The sequence below is a fragment of the Bacillus sp. FSL M8-0266 genome, from assembly GCF_038613425.1.
GTDB classification, from domain to species: domain Bacteria; phylum Bacillota; class Bacilli; order Bacillales; family Bacillaceae; genus Bacillus; species Bacillus pumilus.
In genome coordinates, this window is record NZ_CP152015.1 from 1,774,575 (window position 1) to 1,793,445 (window position 18,871).

Annotated in this window: 20 protein-coding genes and 1 pseudogene; 20 read left to right on the forward strand and 1 reads right to left on the reverse strand. The window is 38.2% G+C overall.

Translation table 11 applies throughout. The annotated features are described in order from the left end of the window. Positions 1-8 precede the first annotated feature (8 nt). From nrdI to MKY83_RS08900, 4 genes are all read left to right on the forward strand, one after another. Positions 9-401: a class Ib ribonucleoside-diphosphate reductase assembly flavoprotein NrdI gene (gene nrdI / locus MKY83_RS08885; protein WP_008360380.1), complete on the forward strand. Its 393-nt coding sequence runs from the start codon at positions 9-11 to the stop codon at positions 399-401. After that, complete coding sequence (nrdE, locus tag MKY83_RS08890) at positions 361-2,463, forward strand: class 1b ribonucleoside-diphosphate reductase subunit alpha (protein WP_044141838.1); 2,103 nt, start codon at positions 361-363, stop codon at positions 2,461-2,463. The genes nrdI and nrdE overlap by 41 nt, the downstream gene beginning before the upstream one ends. A 17-nt stretch (positions 2,464-2,480) precedes the next feature. Further along, entirely contained in the window at positions 2,481-3,461 is a 981-nt protein-coding gene (nrdF, locus tag MKY83_RS08895) for a class 1b ribonucleoside-diphosphate reductase subunit beta (RefSeq protein ID WP_003212452.1), read from the forward strand. A gap of 84 nt (positions 3,462-3,545) precedes the next feature. Next, complete coding sequence (locus MKY83_RS08900; protein ID WP_065097328.1) at positions 3,546-4,163, forward strand: hypothetical protein; 618 nt, start codon at positions 3,546-3,548, stop codon at positions 4,161-4,163. 66 nt (positions 4,164-4,229) lie between these two features. On the opposite strand, the gene MKY83_RS08905 is transcribed toward MKY83_RS08900, so the two are convergent. Next, positions 4,230-4,988, reverse strand: a complete 759-nt coding sequence (locus tag MKY83_RS08905; protein ID WP_065097329.1) for an N-acetylmuramoyl-L-alanine amidase — start codon at positions 4,986-4,988, stop codon at positions 4,230-4,232. Between the two features lie 320 nt (positions 4,989-5,308). Here MKY83_RS08905 and spoVK point away from each other — a divergent pair, with 320 nt between their 5' ends. The 16 genes and pseudogenes from spoVK to terS all read left to right on the forward strand — a co-directional run bounded on the left by spoVK (position 5,309) and on the right by terS (position 18,863). Then, positions 5,309-6,268: a stage V sporulation protein K gene (spoVK, locus tag MKY83_RS08910; RefSeq protein ID WP_003211912.1), complete on the forward strand. Its 960-nt coding sequence runs from the start codon at positions 5,309-5,311 to the stop codon at positions 6,266-6,268. Between the two features lie 121 nt (positions 6,269-6,389). Next, complete coding sequence (gene hflX / locus MKY83_RS08915; RefSeq protein ID WP_050944939.1) at positions 6,390-7,652, forward strand: GTPase HflX; 1,263 nt, start codon at positions 6,390-6,392, stop codon at positions 7,650-7,652. A gap of 18 nt (positions 7,653-7,670) precedes the next feature. After that, a complete protein-coding gene (locus tag MKY83_RS08920) occupies positions 7,671-8,951 on the forward strand; it encodes an aminotransferase class I/II-fold pyridoxal phosphate-dependent enzyme (protein WP_065097331.1) in 1,281 nt (426 codons plus the stop codon). 91 nt (positions 8,952-9,042) lie between these two features. Continuing rightward, positions 9,043-9,453, forward strand: coding sequence for a MerR family transcriptional regulator (locus MKY83_RS08925; RefSeq protein WP_003211674.1), 411 nt, complete (start codon positions 9,043-9,045; stop codon positions 9,451-9,453). A 59-nt stretch (positions 9,454-9,512) separates the two neighbouring features. Then, a complete protein-coding gene (glnA, locus tag MKY83_RS08930) occupies positions 9,513-10,847 on the forward strand; it encodes a type I glutamate--ammonia ligase (protein WP_003211015.1) in 1,335 nt (444 codons plus the stop codon). Between the two features lie 661 nt (positions 10,848-11,508). Further along, on the forward strand, positions 11,509-11,715 hold the full coding sequence (locus tag MKY83_RS08935; RefSeq protein ID WP_065097332.1) for an XtrA/YqaO family protein: 207 nt from the start codon (positions 11,509-11,511) through the stop codon (positions 11,713-11,715). An 80-nt stretch (positions 11,716-11,795) separates the two neighbouring features. Beyond that, a complete protein-coding gene (locus MKY83_RS08940; RefSeq protein ID WP_065097333.1) occupies positions 11,796-12,635 on the forward strand; it encodes a hypothetical protein in 840 nt (279 codons plus the stop codon). A gap of 44 nt (positions 12,636-12,679) precedes the next feature. Continuing rightward, positions 12,680-13,059: pseudogene (locus MKY83_RS08945) on the forward strand (ArpU family phage packaging/lysis transcriptional regulator). Between the two features lie 80 nt (positions 13,060-13,139). Continuing rightward, positions 13,140-14,024 (forward strand): S8 family serine peptidase, encoded by an 885-nt coding sequence (locus MKY83_RS08950; protein WP_185107313.1) that lies wholly within the window; start codon positions 13,140-13,142, stop codon positions 14,022-14,024. A 15-nt stretch (positions 14,025-14,039) separates the two neighbouring features. After that, a complete protein-coding gene (locus MKY83_RS08955; RefSeq protein ID WP_065097335.1) occupies positions 14,040-14,621 on the forward strand; it encodes a hypothetical protein in 582 nt (193 codons plus the stop codon). Positions 14,622-14,635: 14 nt separating this feature from the next. After that, complete coding sequence (locus MKY83_RS08960) at positions 14,636-14,911, forward strand: DUF3986 family protein (protein ID WP_106067770.1); 276 nt, start codon at positions 14,636-14,638, stop codon at positions 14,909-14,911. A 585-nt stretch (positions 14,912-15,496) separates the two neighbouring features. Continuing rightward, on the forward strand, positions 15,497-15,679 hold the full coding sequence (locus MKY83_RS08965) for a hypothetical protein (RefSeq protein WP_106067769.1): 183 nt from the start codon (positions 15,497-15,499) through the stop codon (positions 15,677-15,679). 89 nt (positions 15,680-15,768) lie between these two features. Beyond that, entirely contained in the window at positions 15,769-16,113 is a 345-nt protein-coding gene (locus MKY83_RS08970; RefSeq protein ID WP_106067768.1) for a structural protein, read from the forward strand. Between the two features lie 125 nt (positions 16,114-16,238). Beyond that, complete coding sequence (locus MKY83_RS08975) at positions 16,239-16,649, forward strand: hypothetical protein (RefSeq protein ID WP_142936309.1); 411 nt, start codon at positions 16,239-16,241, stop codon at positions 16,647-16,649. A 299-nt stretch (positions 16,650-16,948) separates the two neighbouring features. Further along, positions 16,949-17,941, forward strand: coding sequence for a hypothetical protein (locus MKY83_RS08980; RefSeq protein ID WP_106067766.1), 993 nt, complete (start codon positions 16,949-16,951; stop codon positions 17,939-17,941). Between the two features lie 46 nt (positions 17,942-17,987). Further along, complete coding sequence (terS, locus tag MKY83_RS08985; RefSeq protein WP_185107318.1) at positions 17,988-18,863, forward strand: phage terminase small subunit; 876 nt, start codon at positions 17,988-17,990, stop codon at positions 18,861-18,863. Positions 18,864-18,871: the final 8 nt, after the last annotated feature.

Sequence of the window (18,871 nt, forward strand, 5' to 3'; positions counted from 1 at the left end):
TGATGGAATTGATTCAAATCGTATTTGATTCAAAAACAGGAAATGTTCAACGCTTTTTGGACAAGACCCCTTTTACAGACAAACGAAAATTGACTGGAGAAGAGTTTTTGGATACGCCGTTTATTCTCGTCACCTTTACGACAGGATTTGGACAAGTCCCAAGTACCACTCAATCCTTTTTAGAGAAAAATGCTCACCTTTTACTAGGTGTAGCGGTGAGTGGAAACAAAGTGTGGGGAGATAATTTTGCCAAAAGCGCCGATACGATTTCTAAACAATATCAAGTTCCTATTTTGCACACCTTTGAACTAAGCGGAACAAAAAGGGATGTTGAATTGTTTACACAGGAGGTAGAAAGAATTGTCACAAAATCAGGTTCCAAAGTGGATACAATTAAATAACGAGATTATGATTCAAAAAGAAGGAAAGTTTCAGTTCGATAAGGACAAAGAAGCTGTACATAGTTATTTCGTAGATTATATTAATCAAAACACAGTCTTCTTTCACAACTTAGAAGAGAAGATTGATTACTTAATAGAAAACGACTACTATGAGGAAGAATTTTTAAGACAATACAGCATGGCAGATATTAAAGAAGTATTCGAAGCTGCATATGCGAAGAAATTTAGATTCCCATCATTCATGAGTGCGTTTAAGTTTTACAACGACTATGCACTGAAAACAAATGATAAAAAGAAAATCCTTGAACGCTATGAAGACCGCATTTCAATTGTAGCGCTTTTCTTTGCGGGCGGAGATAAAGAAAAAGCTCTTGAGTTTGTAGAATTGATGATCAATCAGGAGTACCAGCCAAGTACACCAACATTCTTAAACGCTGGGCGTAAAAGACGCGGTGAGCTTGTGAGCTGCTTCTTGCTTGAAGTGAATGACTCATTAAACGATATTTCAAGAGCGATTGATATTTCCATGCAGCTTTCAAAATTAGGCGGCGGCGTCAGCTTGAACCTGTCAAAACTTCGTGCAAAAGGCGAAGCAATCAAAGATGTTGAAAACGCGACAAAAGGTGTCGTCGGTGTGATGAAGCTTCTTGATAATGCATTCAGATATGCAGATCAAATGGGACAAAGACAAGGATCAGGCAGTGCCTACCTCAATATTTTCCACAGAGATATTAATGATTTCTTAGATACAAAAAAAATCTCTGCAGATGAAGATGTTCGTGTGAAAACATTGTCCATCGGTGTTGTCATCCCGGATAAATTTATCGAGCTTGCAAGAGAAGATAAAACAGCTTACACCTTCTATCCGCACACAGTCTATAAAGAATATGGACAGCATCTTGATGAGATGGACATGGAAGAAATGTATGATGAGCTTGTAGAAAACCCGAAAGTCAAAAAAGAAAAAGTCAATCCGAGAAAGCTTCTTGAAAAATTGGCTGTTCTTCGCTCAGAATCTGGCTATCCATATATCATGTTCCAAGATAATGTGAATAGAGAGCATGCATTAAACCATATTTCACGAGTGAAATTCTCAAACCTTTGCTCAGAAGTGCTTCAAGCTTCAGAGGTCTCTTCTTACGCGGACTACGATCAAGAAGATGAAATTGGTCTTGATATTTCTTGTAACCTTGGTTCATTAAATATCATGAATGTCATGAAAAACAAATCGATCGAAAAAACGGTCAAACTTGCAACAGACTCACTAACGCTTGTATCTGAAACAACAGACATTCGCAATGCACCAGCTGTTCGAAAAGCGAACAAAGCGATGAAGTCAATCGGACTTGGCGCGATGAACCTTCACGGGTATTTGGCTCAAAACCAAATGGCCTATGAAAGTGAAGAAGCAAGAGATTTCGCGAATACGTTCTTTATGATGGTAAACTATTATTCAATTAAACGTTCAAGTGAGCTTGCAAAAGAAAAAGGAGAAACATTCCATCGTTATGAAGGCTCTGGCTACGCAACGGGCGAGTACTTCAATAAATACGTGGAGAATGATTTCACACCAAAAACAGAAAAAGCAGCAGCATTATTTGAAGGCATGCACATTCCAACAAAAGAAGACTGGGCAGCACTCAAAGACTTTGTAGCGGAAAATGGCATGTACCATAGCTACCGCTTATGTATTGCACCAACAGGTTCCATTTCTTATGTGCAATCGGCAACAGCCTCTGTTATGCCAATTATGGAACGTATCGAAGAAAGAACATACGGCAACAGCAAAACGTATTACCCAATGCCAGGTCTTTCAGCGCAAAACTGGTTCTTCTATAAAGAAGCGTACGATATGGATATGTTTAAAGTGGTCGATATGATCGCAACGATTCAGCAGCACGTCGATCAAGGAATCAGCTTTACACTATTCCTGAAAGATACGATGACAACGCGTGACTTAAACCGCATCGATCTGTATGCACACCATAAAGGCATTAAGACACTTTATTATGCAAGAACGAAGGATACAGGGCAGGAAGGCTGTCTTTCTTGTGTTGTTTGATTAAAGGAGAGTTTAACGTGACAAAAATTTATGATGCAGCCAACTGGTCAAAACACGAAGACGATTTTACACAAATGTTTTACAACCAAAATGTGAAGCAGTTCTGGCTTCCTGAAGAGATTTCCTTAAACGGGGATCTCTTGACATGGAAATATTTAGGTGAAAAAGAGCGAGATACGTACATGAAGGTACTTGCTGGACTGACTTTACTTGATACAGAACAAGGAAATACAGGGATGCCGATAGTGGCTGAACATGTAGAAGGCCATCAGCGTAAAGCGGTATTAAACTTTATGGCGATGATGGAAAATGCGGTACATGCGAAATCATACTCAAATATCTTCATGACACTCGCACCAACTGAAACGATCAGTGAAGTGTTTGAATGGGTCAAAAAGAATAAATTCTTGCAAAAGAAAGCAGATATGATTGTCAGTTTATACCGTTCGATTCAAAAGGACGATCCGATTTCCCTCTTTAAAGCAATGGTTGCTTCTGTTTATTTAGAAAGTTTCCTATTTTACAGTGGTTTTTACTACCCACTTTATTTTTATGGACAAGGAAAGCTCATGCAAAGCGGTGAAATCATCAACTTGATTTTGCGTGATGAAGCGATTCATGGTGTGTACGTTGGATTATTAGCACAAGAAATTTACAACAAACAAACACCTGACGTGCAAAAAGAGCTGTACGATTTCTCGATTGACCTCTTGAACGAGCTTTATGAAAATGAACTTCATTACACGGAAGATATATATGACCAAGTCAATTTATCGCATGATGTGAAAAAGTTCATTCGTTACAATGCCAATAAAGCGTTAATGAACCTTGGATTTGCCCCTTACTTTGAAGAAGAAGAGATCAATCCAATTGTATTGAACGGACTCAATACAAAAACAAAGTCGCATGACTTCTTCTCAATGAAAGGGAATGGCTACAAAAAAGCGACGGTTGAGCCGTTAAAAGATGACGACTTCTTCTTTGGAGATGAATCATAAGTAAGGCGTAAAAGTCAAAACGCATCACTCGTTTTGGCTTTTTGCCATTTCATACAATGCGTTACATACTGGAGGTTAAAGAACATGGGAAAAATGGATGAAATCATACTAGTTGCACCGCGCACACGCGTATTCCAAAACGAAACGCTTGCGTTTAATGGTGTGAATAGTGAAGAGAAAACAATCAACACAATTATGAAAGAAATCGAAGAGCACTTCAAGCAGATGCGAAGAGGCGATGCGGAAGAAAATCCTGACTTCAAGCAGCCGATTCCTTATGTCGTGATTAAGCGTGAGGACGAAGTGTATGTATATGAAAGGCTTCAAGGCGGGGGAGAGACTCGATTGCATCATAAGTTATCTCTTGGCTTTGGTGGTCACATGAATTTCATCGAAGGCAAAAACTTTGCTGAAATTCTAAAAGAAAATACGGATCGTGAACTAGACGAGGAACTTTCTATTCAAGAAGAAGACAAACTTGAGATGAAAACCCTTGGTTTAATTAATGATGATGACAACAGTGTCGGCCGTGTGCACATTGGACTGTTATCAGCGCTTGAATTATCTCCAAGTGCTCATGTAGAAGTGAAAGAAACAGATCAAATATCAGGAAAATGGATGAAAGCATCTGATTTGAAAAAGCCTGAATACTTCGATCGACTTGAAACGTGGTCTCAATTTGTCGTGAACATTTTAGCATAAAGGAATCAATCATAAACCGGCTCAGCAGCAGACTTGAGCCGGTTTATTTCGTTATAACAGCTTCAGTTATTGGAAAACGAATGCGTCGTGACCGGCCTGTTTCAATCTTGCGACGAGGTCATCCGCATTTTGCTTTGTACGAAAAGCTCCGGCTTGTACTCGGAACATACCTCCCTCTAATACAACAAAGGCGTCAAAGCCTTTTGATTTCAGCGTGGCTGCTAATTCATCTGCATTGGCTTTCACCTTGAAAGCTCCAGCCTGTACTTTATAAAGATTACTTGCTTTTTTTTTCAGCTGAAAGGCTTTCTCTAATCCAGTGGCATGAGCGCGAGCGATGCCTTGAAGGAAGGTCGCGTTGCGGAGCTTATTTGCATCAGCTGCCGTATCAATGAAACCATTCTCTGTTAAAATAGCGGGCATAGAAGTTTCTCGAAGAACGTGGAAGTTCGCTGTTTTCTTACCGCGGTTGGCAAAATCCACCGAGCGAACAATTTCATCATGAAGGGCATTGCGATACGTGGTGGTTGGTGCTGAAACGCCAGGATACACAAAGCTTTCAAAACCTGTGCCCCCGCCCGCATTAACATGAATAGACACGAAATAGTCAGCTCCCCAGCTGTTTGCCGCATTTGTACGCTGGGCCAAAGTAACGGATTGATCAATTGAACGACTTAAGCGGACGGAAACGTCATCATAATCACTAATCAACATATCTCTCAATAAAATCGCGATTTGCAGTGTTATATTTTTCTCCAAAAGTCCATTAACAGCAGCTCCAGAATCTGTTCCTCCATGGCCAGGATCAATAAAAATTTTCACCATCTATTCATCACCTCGTCTTTATTTTATGAGAAAATAGAAAAATTGCCTGTACAAAATGCGGAAATCATTGAGACTCTTTTCTGCACAATTTGTGATGAGAAAGCTACATTTTTCTAAGAAAAAACAAATTGTTGGTTTGTCCGCCTAAATGGGATGAATACAATGGAAATAGCACATCATTTCCTGGGAAACCGCAGAAATCCCTACAATATTCGGTATCTCGGGTCATTTTGACAGCAAACTTGGGCTTAAGCGGGCGATTGTCACGATTACAGCTCCACCCGAATAGAATAAAGAGAGAAGAGCGAGAGGTGAATACGTTGGAGCGAGCTGTCACATATAAAAACAACGGCCAAATCAATATTATACTTAACGGACAAAAGCAAGTATTGGTTGATGCAGATTCAGAGGCAGAATACCTAGAAGCCTTGCAGAAAAATGAGGCAAAACACAGCATCTTACGGGAAATAGAGCGTGAAATGAACAGCCTTGTCGGTATGGATGAAATGAAACGAAACATAAAAGAGATTTATGCTTGGATCTTTGTCAATCAAAAAAGGCAGGAACAAGGGTTAAAGGTAGGTAAACAAGCGCTTCATATGATGTTCAAAGGGAATCCGGGCACAGGGAAAACGACGGTTGCAAGACTTGTCGGGAAGCTTTTCTTTGAAATGAATGTCCTCTCAAAGGGTCACTTAATTGAAGCGGAACGCGGAGATCTAGTCGGGGAGTACATCGGTCATACTGCTCAAAAAACAAGAGACTTAATTAAAAAATCACTAGGCGGCATTTTGTTCATCGACGAAGCCTATTCTCTTGCCCGCGGAGGCGAAAAGGATTTTGGGAAAGAAGCGATTGATACCCTAGTAAAACATATGGAGGACAAACAGCACGAATTCATTCTCATTCTTGCTGGCTACTCCAAGGAAATGGATCATTTTCTATCATTAAACCCGGGGCTGCAATCCAGATTTCCAATCAATATCAGCTTTCCTGATTATACCGTCGATCAGCTCATGGACATTGCCAAACGGATGATGGCTGACAGAGAATATATCTTTACTCAAGAAGCTGAATGGAAGCTGCGAGATTACTTAATGCACATTAAAAGCACCACGAGTCCTGCAAAATTCAGCAACGGCCGTTTTGTGCGAAACACGATTGAAAAGGCCATTCGAACCCAAGCGATGAGACTCCTGCTTGTGGATCATTATGATAAAAAAGATTTGCTCACGATTAAAAGTCACGATCTCCAAATGAAAGAGGATACGCCTACTTAAAATGGCGTATCCTTTTTATAAAGAGATACTAAAATAAACCATCCGAATAGTGGTATACGTGTGATGTGTTTGGTATGATGGTACTACTGAAAACTTAAGTACAGAAAGGAAACAACTGACGTTGAATGAACATGAAATGACAGAAAAAGCGATCCTTGTCGGCTGTCAATTGCCGCATGTCACGGATGAACGCTTTCAATACTCAATGGAAGAATTAGCTTCCTTAACCAAAACGGCTGGCGGTGAAGCTGTCAGCGTAATGACGCAGAAGAGAAATAGACAAGACAGCGCAACATATATCGGTAAAGGGAAAGTAGAAGAGCTTGAAGTGCTTTGTGAGGAATTCGAATGTGATGTCATTATTTTTAACGACGAACTGTCTCCAAGTCAGCTAAAAGCTTTGGCAACTGCCTTAGATGTGAAAATTATCGATCGGACACAATTGATATTAGACATCTTTGCAAAAAGAGCCCGGACAAGAGAAGGGAAGCTGCAAATAGAGCTTGCCCAGCTTCAGTATGCCTTGCCGAGACTAAGCGGACAAGGGATCAGCCTCTCAAGACAAGGCGGCGGAATTGGCGCAAGAGGTCCAGGTGAAACAAAACTTGAAACAGATAGACGTCATATTCGAAACCGTATTCACGAAATTAATGGACAATTATCTACAGTCAAAGAACACCGTACAAGATACCGGGAACGCCGGAAGAAAAATGGTGTGTTTCAAATTGCCATTGTTGGGTATACGAATGCCGGAAAATCTACTTTGTTTAACCAATTAACAGATGCAGATAGTCATGAAGAAGATCTGCTGTTTGCGACACTTGATCCAATGACACGTAAGATGACATTAGCATCTGGCTACAGTGTGCTGATTTCAGACACCGTTGGTTTTATCCAAGACCTCCCAACAACACTCATTGCGGCATTTCGTTCCACTCTTGAAGAAGTGAAGGAAGCTGATTATTTGCTTCATGTCATTGATTCTTCTAATGAGGATTACGAAGGTCACGAACGGACGGTTCATGAGCTTTTAGAGGAATTAGAAGCAGATCGTATTCCAATGCTGACGGTTTATAACAAAGAAGATCAAATCAGACCGGATTTCATCCCATCTTCAAAGCATCGTCATCTGTTAATCAGTGCGAGACGCGAAGAAGATGTGAAGCGGTTAAAAGCGGATATTATGGCAGAACTGAAACAAAACTTTTTAAAGCCATATCATGTGAAAATTCCTGCGTATGAAGGAAAACTCATTTCCGCATTAAAATCAGAAACGCTCGTGGAATCACTAGAATTTCAAAAAGAAGCAGAACTTTATGACATCACCGGGTTTAGCGGTGAGGAGCAGACCATATTAGGTCAAATCAAGAAGTATATGTTGTAAGAAAGGAATTAAATCAAGATGTTTCATACATTAAAACACGGCAGTATTTTAGAAAAAGTAGCAGCAGAAACAGAACAAGACATTTTACACATGCATCAGCAAATTGATCAAAAGAGCGAACAAAATGAGTGGCGGGTGCTTGAAAGCTACCGAAAGCATAGAGTCAGTGACTCTCACTTTAATCCAACAACTGGATATGGCTACGATGATATGGGAAGAGACACGTTAGAAAAAATTTATGCGGACGTCTTCGGGGGAGAAAGCGGCCTTGTGCGTCCGCAGATCATTTCCGGCACGCATGCGATTTCCATTGCGTTATTTGGTGTGCTAAGACCTGGTGATGAATTGATCTATATGACGGGAAAACCATACGATACGCTAGAAGAAATTGTAGGGATTCGCGGCAAAAAAGGGACAGGCTCATTAAAAGACTTCCAGATTGATTACAAGGCCATTGATTTAAGGCAAGATGGATCCGTCGATTATGACAAAGTAAAAGAGTCGATCTCCTCTAAAACAAAAATGATCGGCATTCAGCGTTCGAAAGGTTATGCGTCAAGACCTTCCTTTACAATAGAAGAAATCGAGCAAATGATTTCATTTGTAAAAGAGATCAATGAAGAAATCATTGTGTTTGTGGACAACTGTTATGGTGAATTTACTGAATTACAAGAGCCATGTCATGTGGGAGCGGATCTTATGGCGGGTTCACTTATTAAAAACCCGGGCGGCGGGCTTGCCAAAACAGGCGGCTACATCGTTGGAAAAGAAAAATGGGTCGAAGCTTGCTCTTATCGAATGACATCTCCGGGCATCGGCAGTGAAGCGGGTGCCTCGCTGTATGCGCTCCAAGAAATGTATCAAGGATTTTTCTTAGCACCGCATGTTGTGGCACAAAGCTTAAAGGGTGCGGTGTTCACGGCTCGTTTTCTTGAGAAGCTCGGGTTCCAAACGAACCCAGCGTGGAATGCGAAAAGAACGGATTTAATTCAATCCGTCGAATTTGGCGATCCTAACAAAATGATTGCATTCTGTCAGGCGATTCAATATGCATCTCCGATCAACAGTCACGTCACACCGCATGCAAGCTATATGCCGGGATACGAGGATGATGTCATTATGGCAGCGGGCACCTTCGTCCAAGGAGCTAGTATCGAGTTATCAGCCGATGGACCGATCAGACCTCCTTATACAGCCTACGTTCAAGGCGGACTCACGTATGCCCATGTGAAAAATGCGATTTGCAGTGCTGTAGATGCCTTATTGGAACAAGGTTTTATCGACATACCTGCTCGATAAAAAAATCCATGTTAATATTCCTAACATACTGTTGACACATAATATAACATGACATATAATAAATTTAAGCAAAGAGGAGGAGACAGTTGAGATGAGTGATAACATTCGCCGCTCAATGCCTTTATTCCCAATTGGGATTGTCATGCAGCTAACAGAATTATCTGCAAGACAAATTCGCTATTATGAGGAAAATGGTTTAGTATTTCCAGCAAGAAGTGATGGGAATCGCCGATTATTTTCTTTCCATGATGTTGATAAATTACTAGAAATTAAAAACCTCATCGAACAAGGTGTAAACATGGCAGGAATCAAAAAACTTTTTGCCAAAGCTGAGGCAGAACATCCAGCGTCTGATGCAAAGACCGAGGAGAAAACCACAGCCAAGCACAACTTGACAGATGATGAACTCAGGAAGCTACTGAAGAAGGAACTCATTCAGGCTGGACGTTTCCAACAAGGAACGACCTTTAGGCAGGGGGATATGTCAAGGTTCTTCCGTTAACCAATTAGCAAAAGCATTGCTATACAATTTTACCTTTTGTAGGGGAGGAGTTTTACGAAATGGCAAAATACACAAGAGAAGATATCGTAAAATTAGTAAATGAGGAAAACGTAAAGTACATCCGTCTGCAATTTACAGACATTCTCGGAACGATTAAAAATGTTGAAATTCCTGTGAGCCAGTTAGAAAAAGCTCTCGATAACAAATGTATGTTTGACGGTTCATCTATTGAAGGCTTCGTACGTATTGAAGAATCAGATATGTATCTATACCCAGATCTCAACACATTTGTTATTTTCCCTTGGACAGCAGAAAAAGGTAAAGTTGCACGCTTTATTTGTGACATTTACAAGCCGGACGGGACGCCATTTGATGGAGACCCGCGTAATAACTTAAAGCGTGTCTTAAAGGAAATGGAAGATCTAGGATTTAGTGATTTCAACCTTGGACCTGAGCCAGAATTCTTCTTATTTAAATTAGATGAAAAAGGCGAGCCAACGCTTGAATTAAACGATAAAGGTGGATACTTTGACCTTGCACCAACAGATCTAGGCGAAAACTGCCGCCGTGATATCGTGCTTGAGCTTGAAGAAATGGGCTTTGAAATTGAAGCGTCTCACCACGAAGTAGCACCTGGACAGCATGAAATTGACTTCAAATATGCAGGCGCCATCCGTTCTTGTGATGACATTCAAACGTTCAAACTCGTTGTCAAAACGATTGCGAGAAAGCACGGTCTTCATGCGACATTCATGCCAAAACCATTGTTCGGTGTAAACGGATCAGGTATGCACTGTAACCTATCATTATTCAAAAATGGCAAAAACGCATTCTTTGATGAAAAAGCAGATTTACAATTAAGCGAGACTGCTAGACACTTTATCGCGGGTATCGTCAAGCACGCAACAAGCTTTACAGCGGTCACAAACCCAACAGTTAACTCTTACAAGCGTCTTGTGCCTGGTTATGAAGCACCATGCTATGTGGCATGGAGTGCACAAAACCGCAGCCCATTGATCCGTATCCCTGCATCACGCGGCATCAGCACACGTGTAGAAGTACGCAGTGTAGACCCATCTGCAAACCCATACCTTGCATTAAGCGTATTACTTGCAGCAGGTCTTGACGGAATCAAAAACAAACTAGACGCACCAGCACCAATTGACAGAAACATCTATGTCATGGACAAAGAAGAGCGCCTTGAAAACGGCATCGCTGACCTACCTGCAACACTTGCAGAAGCTCTTGAGCTGCTGAAATCAAACGAAGTCATGGTCAACGCACTAGGCGATCACCTATTTGAGCACTTTATTGAATCAAAAGAAATCGAGTGGGATATGTTCCGCACCCAAGTACACCCATGGGAACGCGATCAGTATATGTCTCAGTATTAATAAAGAAAACCCCTTGGAGCCATTGGCTTCAGGGGGTTTTTATTTTTGTGGGTGTTTCTAATATTTCAAAATGAAAAAGCCGCCACCCACAATTCACCCACAAAAAAATGATAAAAAAATCACTCCATTATCTTGGAGATATACTCTTCATATTTATTCATTGAATTTGTGTCTATTTTTTCTAGTATGAGGTCCAAGCCAGCGAAGCTGTACCGATGCAGAAAGATTGAAGTAGAAATGATAAGATTCCCCTCAAAGTGTGAAAGACGATTCTGACGGGAATGATCAAAAAGAAGAGGAAGACAGGACTGCCTAAGATGGCACGCAAACGAATTCTTAGAAGGAGACTGTAACAAAGCATCTAGGAAAGGGAAAAAACCAGGTTATGTAATTAAAGTATCTGAAGATGACATTTTAGTAAGGTTCCTTAGTGGTAATACCTTGGTTGTCCAAAGTCTTTGGCTGAAAACTTGGATGAGGCACTTACTGAAGATGATCTGAAGGCTTTGATTCATTTGTCTTTAGATTTAAGGGACGAACACTTCTTTAAAATGTGTGTACGTGATTTGCAAGCTCTTCAGGGCAAATAAAAAGAACCGAAGCACAAGGCTCCAGCTCTAATGAATCTCGACAATTCATTATAACATGGGAGGCCTTGTGCATGAATAATCCTTACAAACATATAGACTCTAACATCTCAATTGATCAGCTTTTTGAAAAAGGAGAGGTTAAAGTCATTATCCTAGATGGCCATTCCAACGAAGCGTTTTTGGCTGAAGCACCTATTTACGGAAAAACGGAAATCACTACACGTGACGGCCAGTTCACAAATTTAAATTATACAAGTTCTCACAGAATAGATATTTAGCAGATAGAGTTCCCTAATTACTTGAAAAAATCTAAAAAATGCCGATTCAATAAAGAAGAATATTGAAAAGGTGTGTATTTATGGAGTATTTTGGATTTCTTGAAAAAATGGGGATACCAGGTAATTTGGCTGCTGCAATAATAGTTTTATTAATCATTTTCAAATTAATAAGACCTATTAATTTATTATCATCAAGTATCTTTGAACAAAAGTTGTTAACTAAAGATATGGTTATACTATTATTAAGTATTAAATATCTTGGACAGACTTTATGGTGGGTATTGATTAATCTGTCTATACTTTATACTTTTGGTGTACCGTCCTGGACTGGGGATCCAAATTTATCTCCCATGATAGGATCAATTTTTTTCACAATTGGTGCTCCAATTTTCACTATAATTTATGTTATAAACAGTCAATCCTCTTCAAAACTTAATCGGTTTGGGGTAAGAGTATTATTAGCAATACTGTTCATGGTTTGCTTATTGTGCTATTATTTTCCGTTGAATGGAACAGTTGTAACAAATGTATTCGTGGAAAATCCAATTGGAAAATTAGCAATTATAATAGGATGTATGACCGTTCTATGTCTCCCTATACCAGCATTAATGAAGCAAATTTCAAAGTTTTTATATTGGACAAAAGAAAAGTATATACTCGTTTCTGACATTGATTTAGCTAATGAACAAAATATTCTTGAAAGTGATTTGAATAAAAAATCTTGGTATGTACTACACGCTATAAACAAAGAATTAATTTTATTAGGAAATAATCCTAAGCCAAAGTTATGTACAGAAACAAAAATTATCAAGTTAGAAGACTTGTGCAATATAAAAATGTCGATTGAAGAGGTCGATCAAGATTCTACAAACGAGGAATCTACGAACGATAGTACTACAAACAATAATTCAATTATATAATTAAACAGTCTGCTTATAAGATTTTTTAGAGAGAGGGTATAAATTTGTTAACCAACCAATTATGCCTTATTCCTGAGGTCAATGAAAAGCAGGTCCGTCAGACATTAATAAATGAATTGAAGCTTTATAAAGCATTAAAAGTTAAACAAGAGAATTTAAATGAACAAAAAGAAAATGGTGTTTTTACTTTATTCCCAAGATTAAGAGATCAAAATGTTTGTTCGGAGCTGAAGGTGCGGCAAATAGAAAGAGCATTAGAGTACAGCTTGGATAAAATTGAACAAGACATTATTCGAAGTACCTTACTTCACGAATGGTTAAAGATCTTGAGGTATGCGAAGAGCTAGGATTAAAGAAAGATCGATTTTACAAATTGAAAAAGCAAGCTACGTTTAAACTTTCGACAGCACTTGGAATCATCTGAGTGCTGTTTTGTATTTGAAAAAAAATAATGGTAAAATACATCATGTTTCTCATAATATGTTTAAAAGAGGTGCGATGATTTTGAAGAAACTTACACTCCTTCTAGTAGTATTAATTCTAACTGTGACATCTATAACATTAATAGTAAATAAAACCAAAACTGAAAAATTTAAGAATGAAAATTGGGCCTATGAATATCTAAAAATTAATAAACTGCATAACCAGAAAAAACTAACTGGAAAAGGTGTTAAAGTAGCATTAATTGATTCAGGTGTTTCATTTAAGCAGGAGATCAATGTTAAGAAGGGGGTAAACGTTTTAGATCCCAAAAGATCATATCAAGATAATCATGGTCATGGAACTCATTTAGCTGGAATTTTAACTAATAAAGACATTGGTGTTGCGCCAAACATCGATTTATATGTAATTAAAGCCTTGGATAACAATTTAAACGGTGATATTAATAATGTAATAGAAGCAGTGAATTATAGTATTGAAGAAAAGGTTGACATTATTCTAATGTCATTTGGCACTTTAAAATATTCTAAAAAACTGGAATCTGTAATAAATAGAGCTTTAAGAAATAATATTGTTGTAATATCATCGGTTGGGAACTATGGGTTACAAGAAAAGAGCGAGATACTCTACCCTGCTAAATTTGAAGGTGTTATTGCTGTAGGAGCTTTAAATATGAACGGTGATATATGGAAAGGGACAACTGTAGGTAATGGATTAAATGTGTTACTTCCGGGGCAGTATATAAAAAGTTATTCAAAAGATGGTTCTTTTTTATATAGTAGTGGTACTTCAATGGCGGCTGCCTACATGGCAGGTCTTGCTGCTCTCTTTTTTGAAGAATATTCTTCTTATAATAAATCCACAATCTCTAAAAAAATATGGAAAAAAATCAAAAATTTAGATAAAATAAATGGGTATTCAGTTATGAATACAGATAAATTTTTTTGAGAAAGAAGGGTTTATATGAAGAATAAGCTTATTTTAGTAGTACTGTCTTTTATTCTATGTTTTTCGGCGGTGACTCCAGTATATGCTGAGAGCGTAACTTCACAGGATAGTGAATTTGTGGTTAGTGATCAATTGATTGAACAAGTATACGAGGATACCGGTATAGATGTTTCAAATGTAGATGTATCAAACTTTAATAAAGAATTTGACTTTCTTTTGAATGATCCAGTATTTATTGAATTAGAAGAAACTTTAGCGTTACAGAGTCAGAATGCTGAATTGAAAGAAGACAGTGTAACTGGTCAGTGGATACCGGTGGTGGCTGCTGCTTTAAGATTATTAATTTCTCAAGTTGGAAAAAAGGGAATGCAAAAAGGATGGAAAGTAGCTAGACCATATGTGCAGAAAGCATTAAAGGCGCCTCAAAATTATATTATTGATGGCCCTGGATCAGGAGGGCGCATTATACAGGTACGTAGCAAAAAAACCAAAAAACCACTATTCAGACTAGATTATGCACCTATAAAACATGGAAGACCTGCTGTTCTGCATTATCATGTTCCACCTAATCTAAAAGATCATCATGTTATTTTCTAAAGGGGAGATCAACGTTGCTTAACTTAGACGATACAATGCATTTGCATGTAGGCTATTATGAAAATGATTTAGATTATGAAGGTGTGTTTTTTAAAAGTTTAGATTCAGGGAAATGGTTATTGTTTTTTGATCAAGAAAACTATGGTATAAAACTTAAACAAAAATATGAAAAATATGATGATTTTGGTTTGTTGGTTGGAGAGTATAATATTGATGATGAAGATATTGAGGATAAAGGTGATGCATTATTCGAACGATTTCTAAAAGAAAATGGTTTAATTAAAGCATAGCGTTTTTGTGTGATACGTTACAATAAATAAAATGATATAGAAGAAGACATCTTTATCTGTTTGAAGACTGTTATGCAGTCTTTAAGCTTTTCTAGAAGTATATTGATTCTGAAGGCGATGCGTTTTGGGAATAATTGAACCAAAGTGTCTATGTTTATGGGCACTTTTTTATTTGTATTGCAGAGAAAAAGCCGACAAAAAGGGGACCTTTTTTCTTAAGTGGATCATCGTAAGATAGAGACAAGCAAAATGAACGTGAATATTTTGTCCAGAAGGAAGAACCTGCGGACGCTGATCATTGAGCACTTTACGTGCCTTGATTGGTGTCCGCTTTTTTTATTGGGAGACGCGTCTTTCCTTTATCAATGGCGTATCTGGATACGGAACAAAGGTGTTGAGAAATGTGGCCATACGAGAGGAACATTCTGAGCCTGGATAGCAGCTGGTCTGCGGCAGCCGTATCGAGGACAGTTTTCACTTGATGATTGACTGTACTTGGCATCCTCTCGGAGTGTAGTCATCATTGCAAAATCTATTTAAGCGAATAGCGTAAGGTGGTGCTTATTCGGCAAGGAGAGTATGAACATGAAGATCAGAGATTCTTTATCCGTAGAAACAACGAAGCAATTAAAGCGCATTGCTCCTGGTTCTAATCGAAAGAAGAAGAGCAATGCTGATCCGATAACAAAGCGATATTGGGAAGAAATCATGGGAACGAGACGTGAAACGTACCAACGACAAGGCGGACGTATCCGGAGGAAACGCTGATTTGATGGGAACAGTCGTCTTTTGGGTGTATGGCTGCAGGTGCTTTGGTGTGGGATAGGAGCGCAAAAGCAAAAAAGGAGATGATGAACATGGCATCAAAATTTGGTGTATCTGCTAATCCAAAAAAAGCGAATCATACTTTAGGAAAGGACAAGGTTGTGGTTGTTGCGATTCAGAATCACAATGATTACATTTGTGGACCAAATCTTATTCCTCAACGAAAAGTTGCAGGGAAATGGGTCACAATCAAGACGAATTCACCTAACCCGCTTAACCCAGCAGAGAAACAGTACGATGAATTCGGCATCAAGGAATCACTAGGTAATAGAAAAGGTACGTATCGATTCAAAGTAGATTTAGAGCGATACGACAAAAACGGAAACCACGTTGAAACTGTTGGTACGTTCTATACATCTGAATTTTACGTTAAATAAAACCAATGCACTGAATACCTGGAAATTTTCAACTCACCTCCGATATAAGTCTAGGAGGTGAGTTTTTTTTCAACAAAACTAACAGTAAAACGTCATTTGATGATGCTACAGACGCAAGATTATATTTGCAACAGTTTGGGAAAAATATGCATAGTGCTAAGTTTTCTGAACAAGAAAAATTTAAAGACCAAATTAAGAAACATGATAGGAAACACATTAAAATGCTTTTGGGTAGGATTGAGGATATGTTAGATAACAAAAAATCTTTAAATCATGTTTTTACAGCTTTTTTTGTAATATTGGCTTTCATTATTGGAAATCAAATAAAATTTAGTGAAAGTCTTTTTGTATATATAAAAGAAATAAGCTATCAATTTATTGCTGTATGTCTTGGTGCTGTTATGGTTTTTATAGTATGGGCCATTCTGACTTACCGTGATAAGGCTTTACTAGAAGAATTGAACGGTTACAAACGATTACTACAAGAATGTTTAGATGAAATTCCAGATAGAAGTTTTAAATTAGATAAGTACTGAACGCCTTAGGAGATAATGTGTTTTTTTATTGGAGGCGATACAATACATCATGAATATCAAAACAATTCCCGTACATAAAATCCTCCAATATACCCCTAGTGTCAATACTCTCGTACGATTAATAAAACATAGTTTATATGGACTGAATATATTTTCTTTATGATCTAATTAAAGAAGAGCATTAGTGTATTAATCCGTTATTTGTTTACTTTATGCATTAAAATGGTGAAACAAGAAGTTTCTTGAAGTATATTTAAGAATATCAAAATCTAATTATTAATACTAATGGGGGAGAACTAATGCATCAGTTAATGGACAAAGAAAGATTTCTCAAAAAATATTTAATCAATGAAGAGGAGTTTAAAGAGACTGGTATAGTATGGAGTGAATTAAAATCAATTTTTAATGATTATACTTCTTGTAGAGAATTACTTGAACATACAGGTAAAACAATAGCGGATATTTTAAGGACACATTCTGATGCTCATACGGTACGAATGAGAATAAAAGACCCTGAGCATCTTATTGAGAAATTAATTAGAAAAAGCATTAACAACTCCGAGTTTTCATTTGATATTGATGATTACAAGTCAAAAATAACTGATTTAATTGGGCTAAGGGTTCTTCATTTATACAAAGATCAGGCTATAAATCTTGATAACATGATAAGAAATTATTGGGATTTGGAAGAGAAGGTCATAATTTATATTAGACAGGGTGACATAGATGATGATGAGAAAGCTAAATTAGAAGCAGAAGGGAAATTCAATGTAAAAAAACATTCAGCTGGATACCGTTCTTGGCACTATTTAATAAAAAGTCGTTTAACTAAAGAGCTAACTTTAGCTGAAATACAAGTTCGCACAATTTTTGAAGAGGGTTGGAGTGAGATTGACCATCAACTTCGTTATCCTTATTATGTTGGGGATAAAATCTTAACTAATCAATTACTAGTGTTAAATAGATTGGCTGGTAGTGCAGATGAAATGGTTAACTCAATTAAAGAAACATTAGAGCGTTTTACAGAGCTGAATCAAGAGAAACAAGAGTCGAAAAATACAATTGAAAAATTAAGGCAAGAAATAAGTAATCTAAACTTGAAGGAACCACAATCAAAGTCACTTTTAAATTTAGTAAGTAATATTGAAAGACAGCAAGGAGATGCAATGTTTCCTGCAGCGATTCGTTTCCAGCAAGTATTAGAACAGGCTAGAGCAGTCGATTCTGACTTGATTACAAAAGCTATTGATAGAATGGGATCAATTGCGTTTACAGGAAGTCGAAATAAATAAAACAAACTCAAACTTAATTCAGCAGCTCGGAGGTGGGTGATATGTAATGGCTAGACGGCGCGATCTAAGAAGAGATGAGGCTTTTCGTCTTTGGAAAGAAAGCGATGGAACCCGCTTGCTTAAAGACATTGCAGATGAGTTGGGTGTGACAAGCAACACAGTCCGTAAATGGAAAGCGAACGATAAATGGGAAGACAAATTCAAAGGGAGCGCTCCTAAATTAAATAGGAGCGCTTCTTTACGTTCCGGCGCACCTAAAGGGAACAAAAACGCCAAAGGAAACAAAGGTGGTAAAGCGCCAACTGGTAACCAAAATGCTAAAGGTAATAGGGGCGGCGCAGCTCCAAAAGGAAATAAAAATTCTTTACGCACGGGTGAATATGAATCTATCATGTTTGATTATATGGACGACACAGAAAAGGAATTCTTTGAGCAGATTGAGACCGATCCGCTCTATCAAATTGAATTGACCATACGTGAGCTTAGTATTCGAGAGCGGCGCATGATGCACAGGATCATGAAGTATGAGAATGGTTTAACCGATAATCAGCGGCGTGTACTTCAACAACTTAGGAAGACAAAAGACGTTGCACCATCCACAAGTGAGAATGGTGTTGTCAAATACGTTCCGATTATCAATGAACGTCTTGTAGTCACTGAAGTTGAAGAAACTCAATTACCTGTTATTGATCGCATCCTAGAAATAGAGGAAGCATTGACGCGAGTAACAGACAAGCGTCTTAAAGCCATTAGGCAGAAACACGACATTATGAAAACTATGTCAGAGCATGAATTGAGGCTGCGTGGTCTTGATCTTGCAAACCGAACGAGAGAGGCAGAACTGGAGCGAATCACCGCTCGACCTGTCGATGACTCTGTACAGATAACGATTAAGAGAGCAAAGAAAAAAGGTGATGGCTGATGCAACTG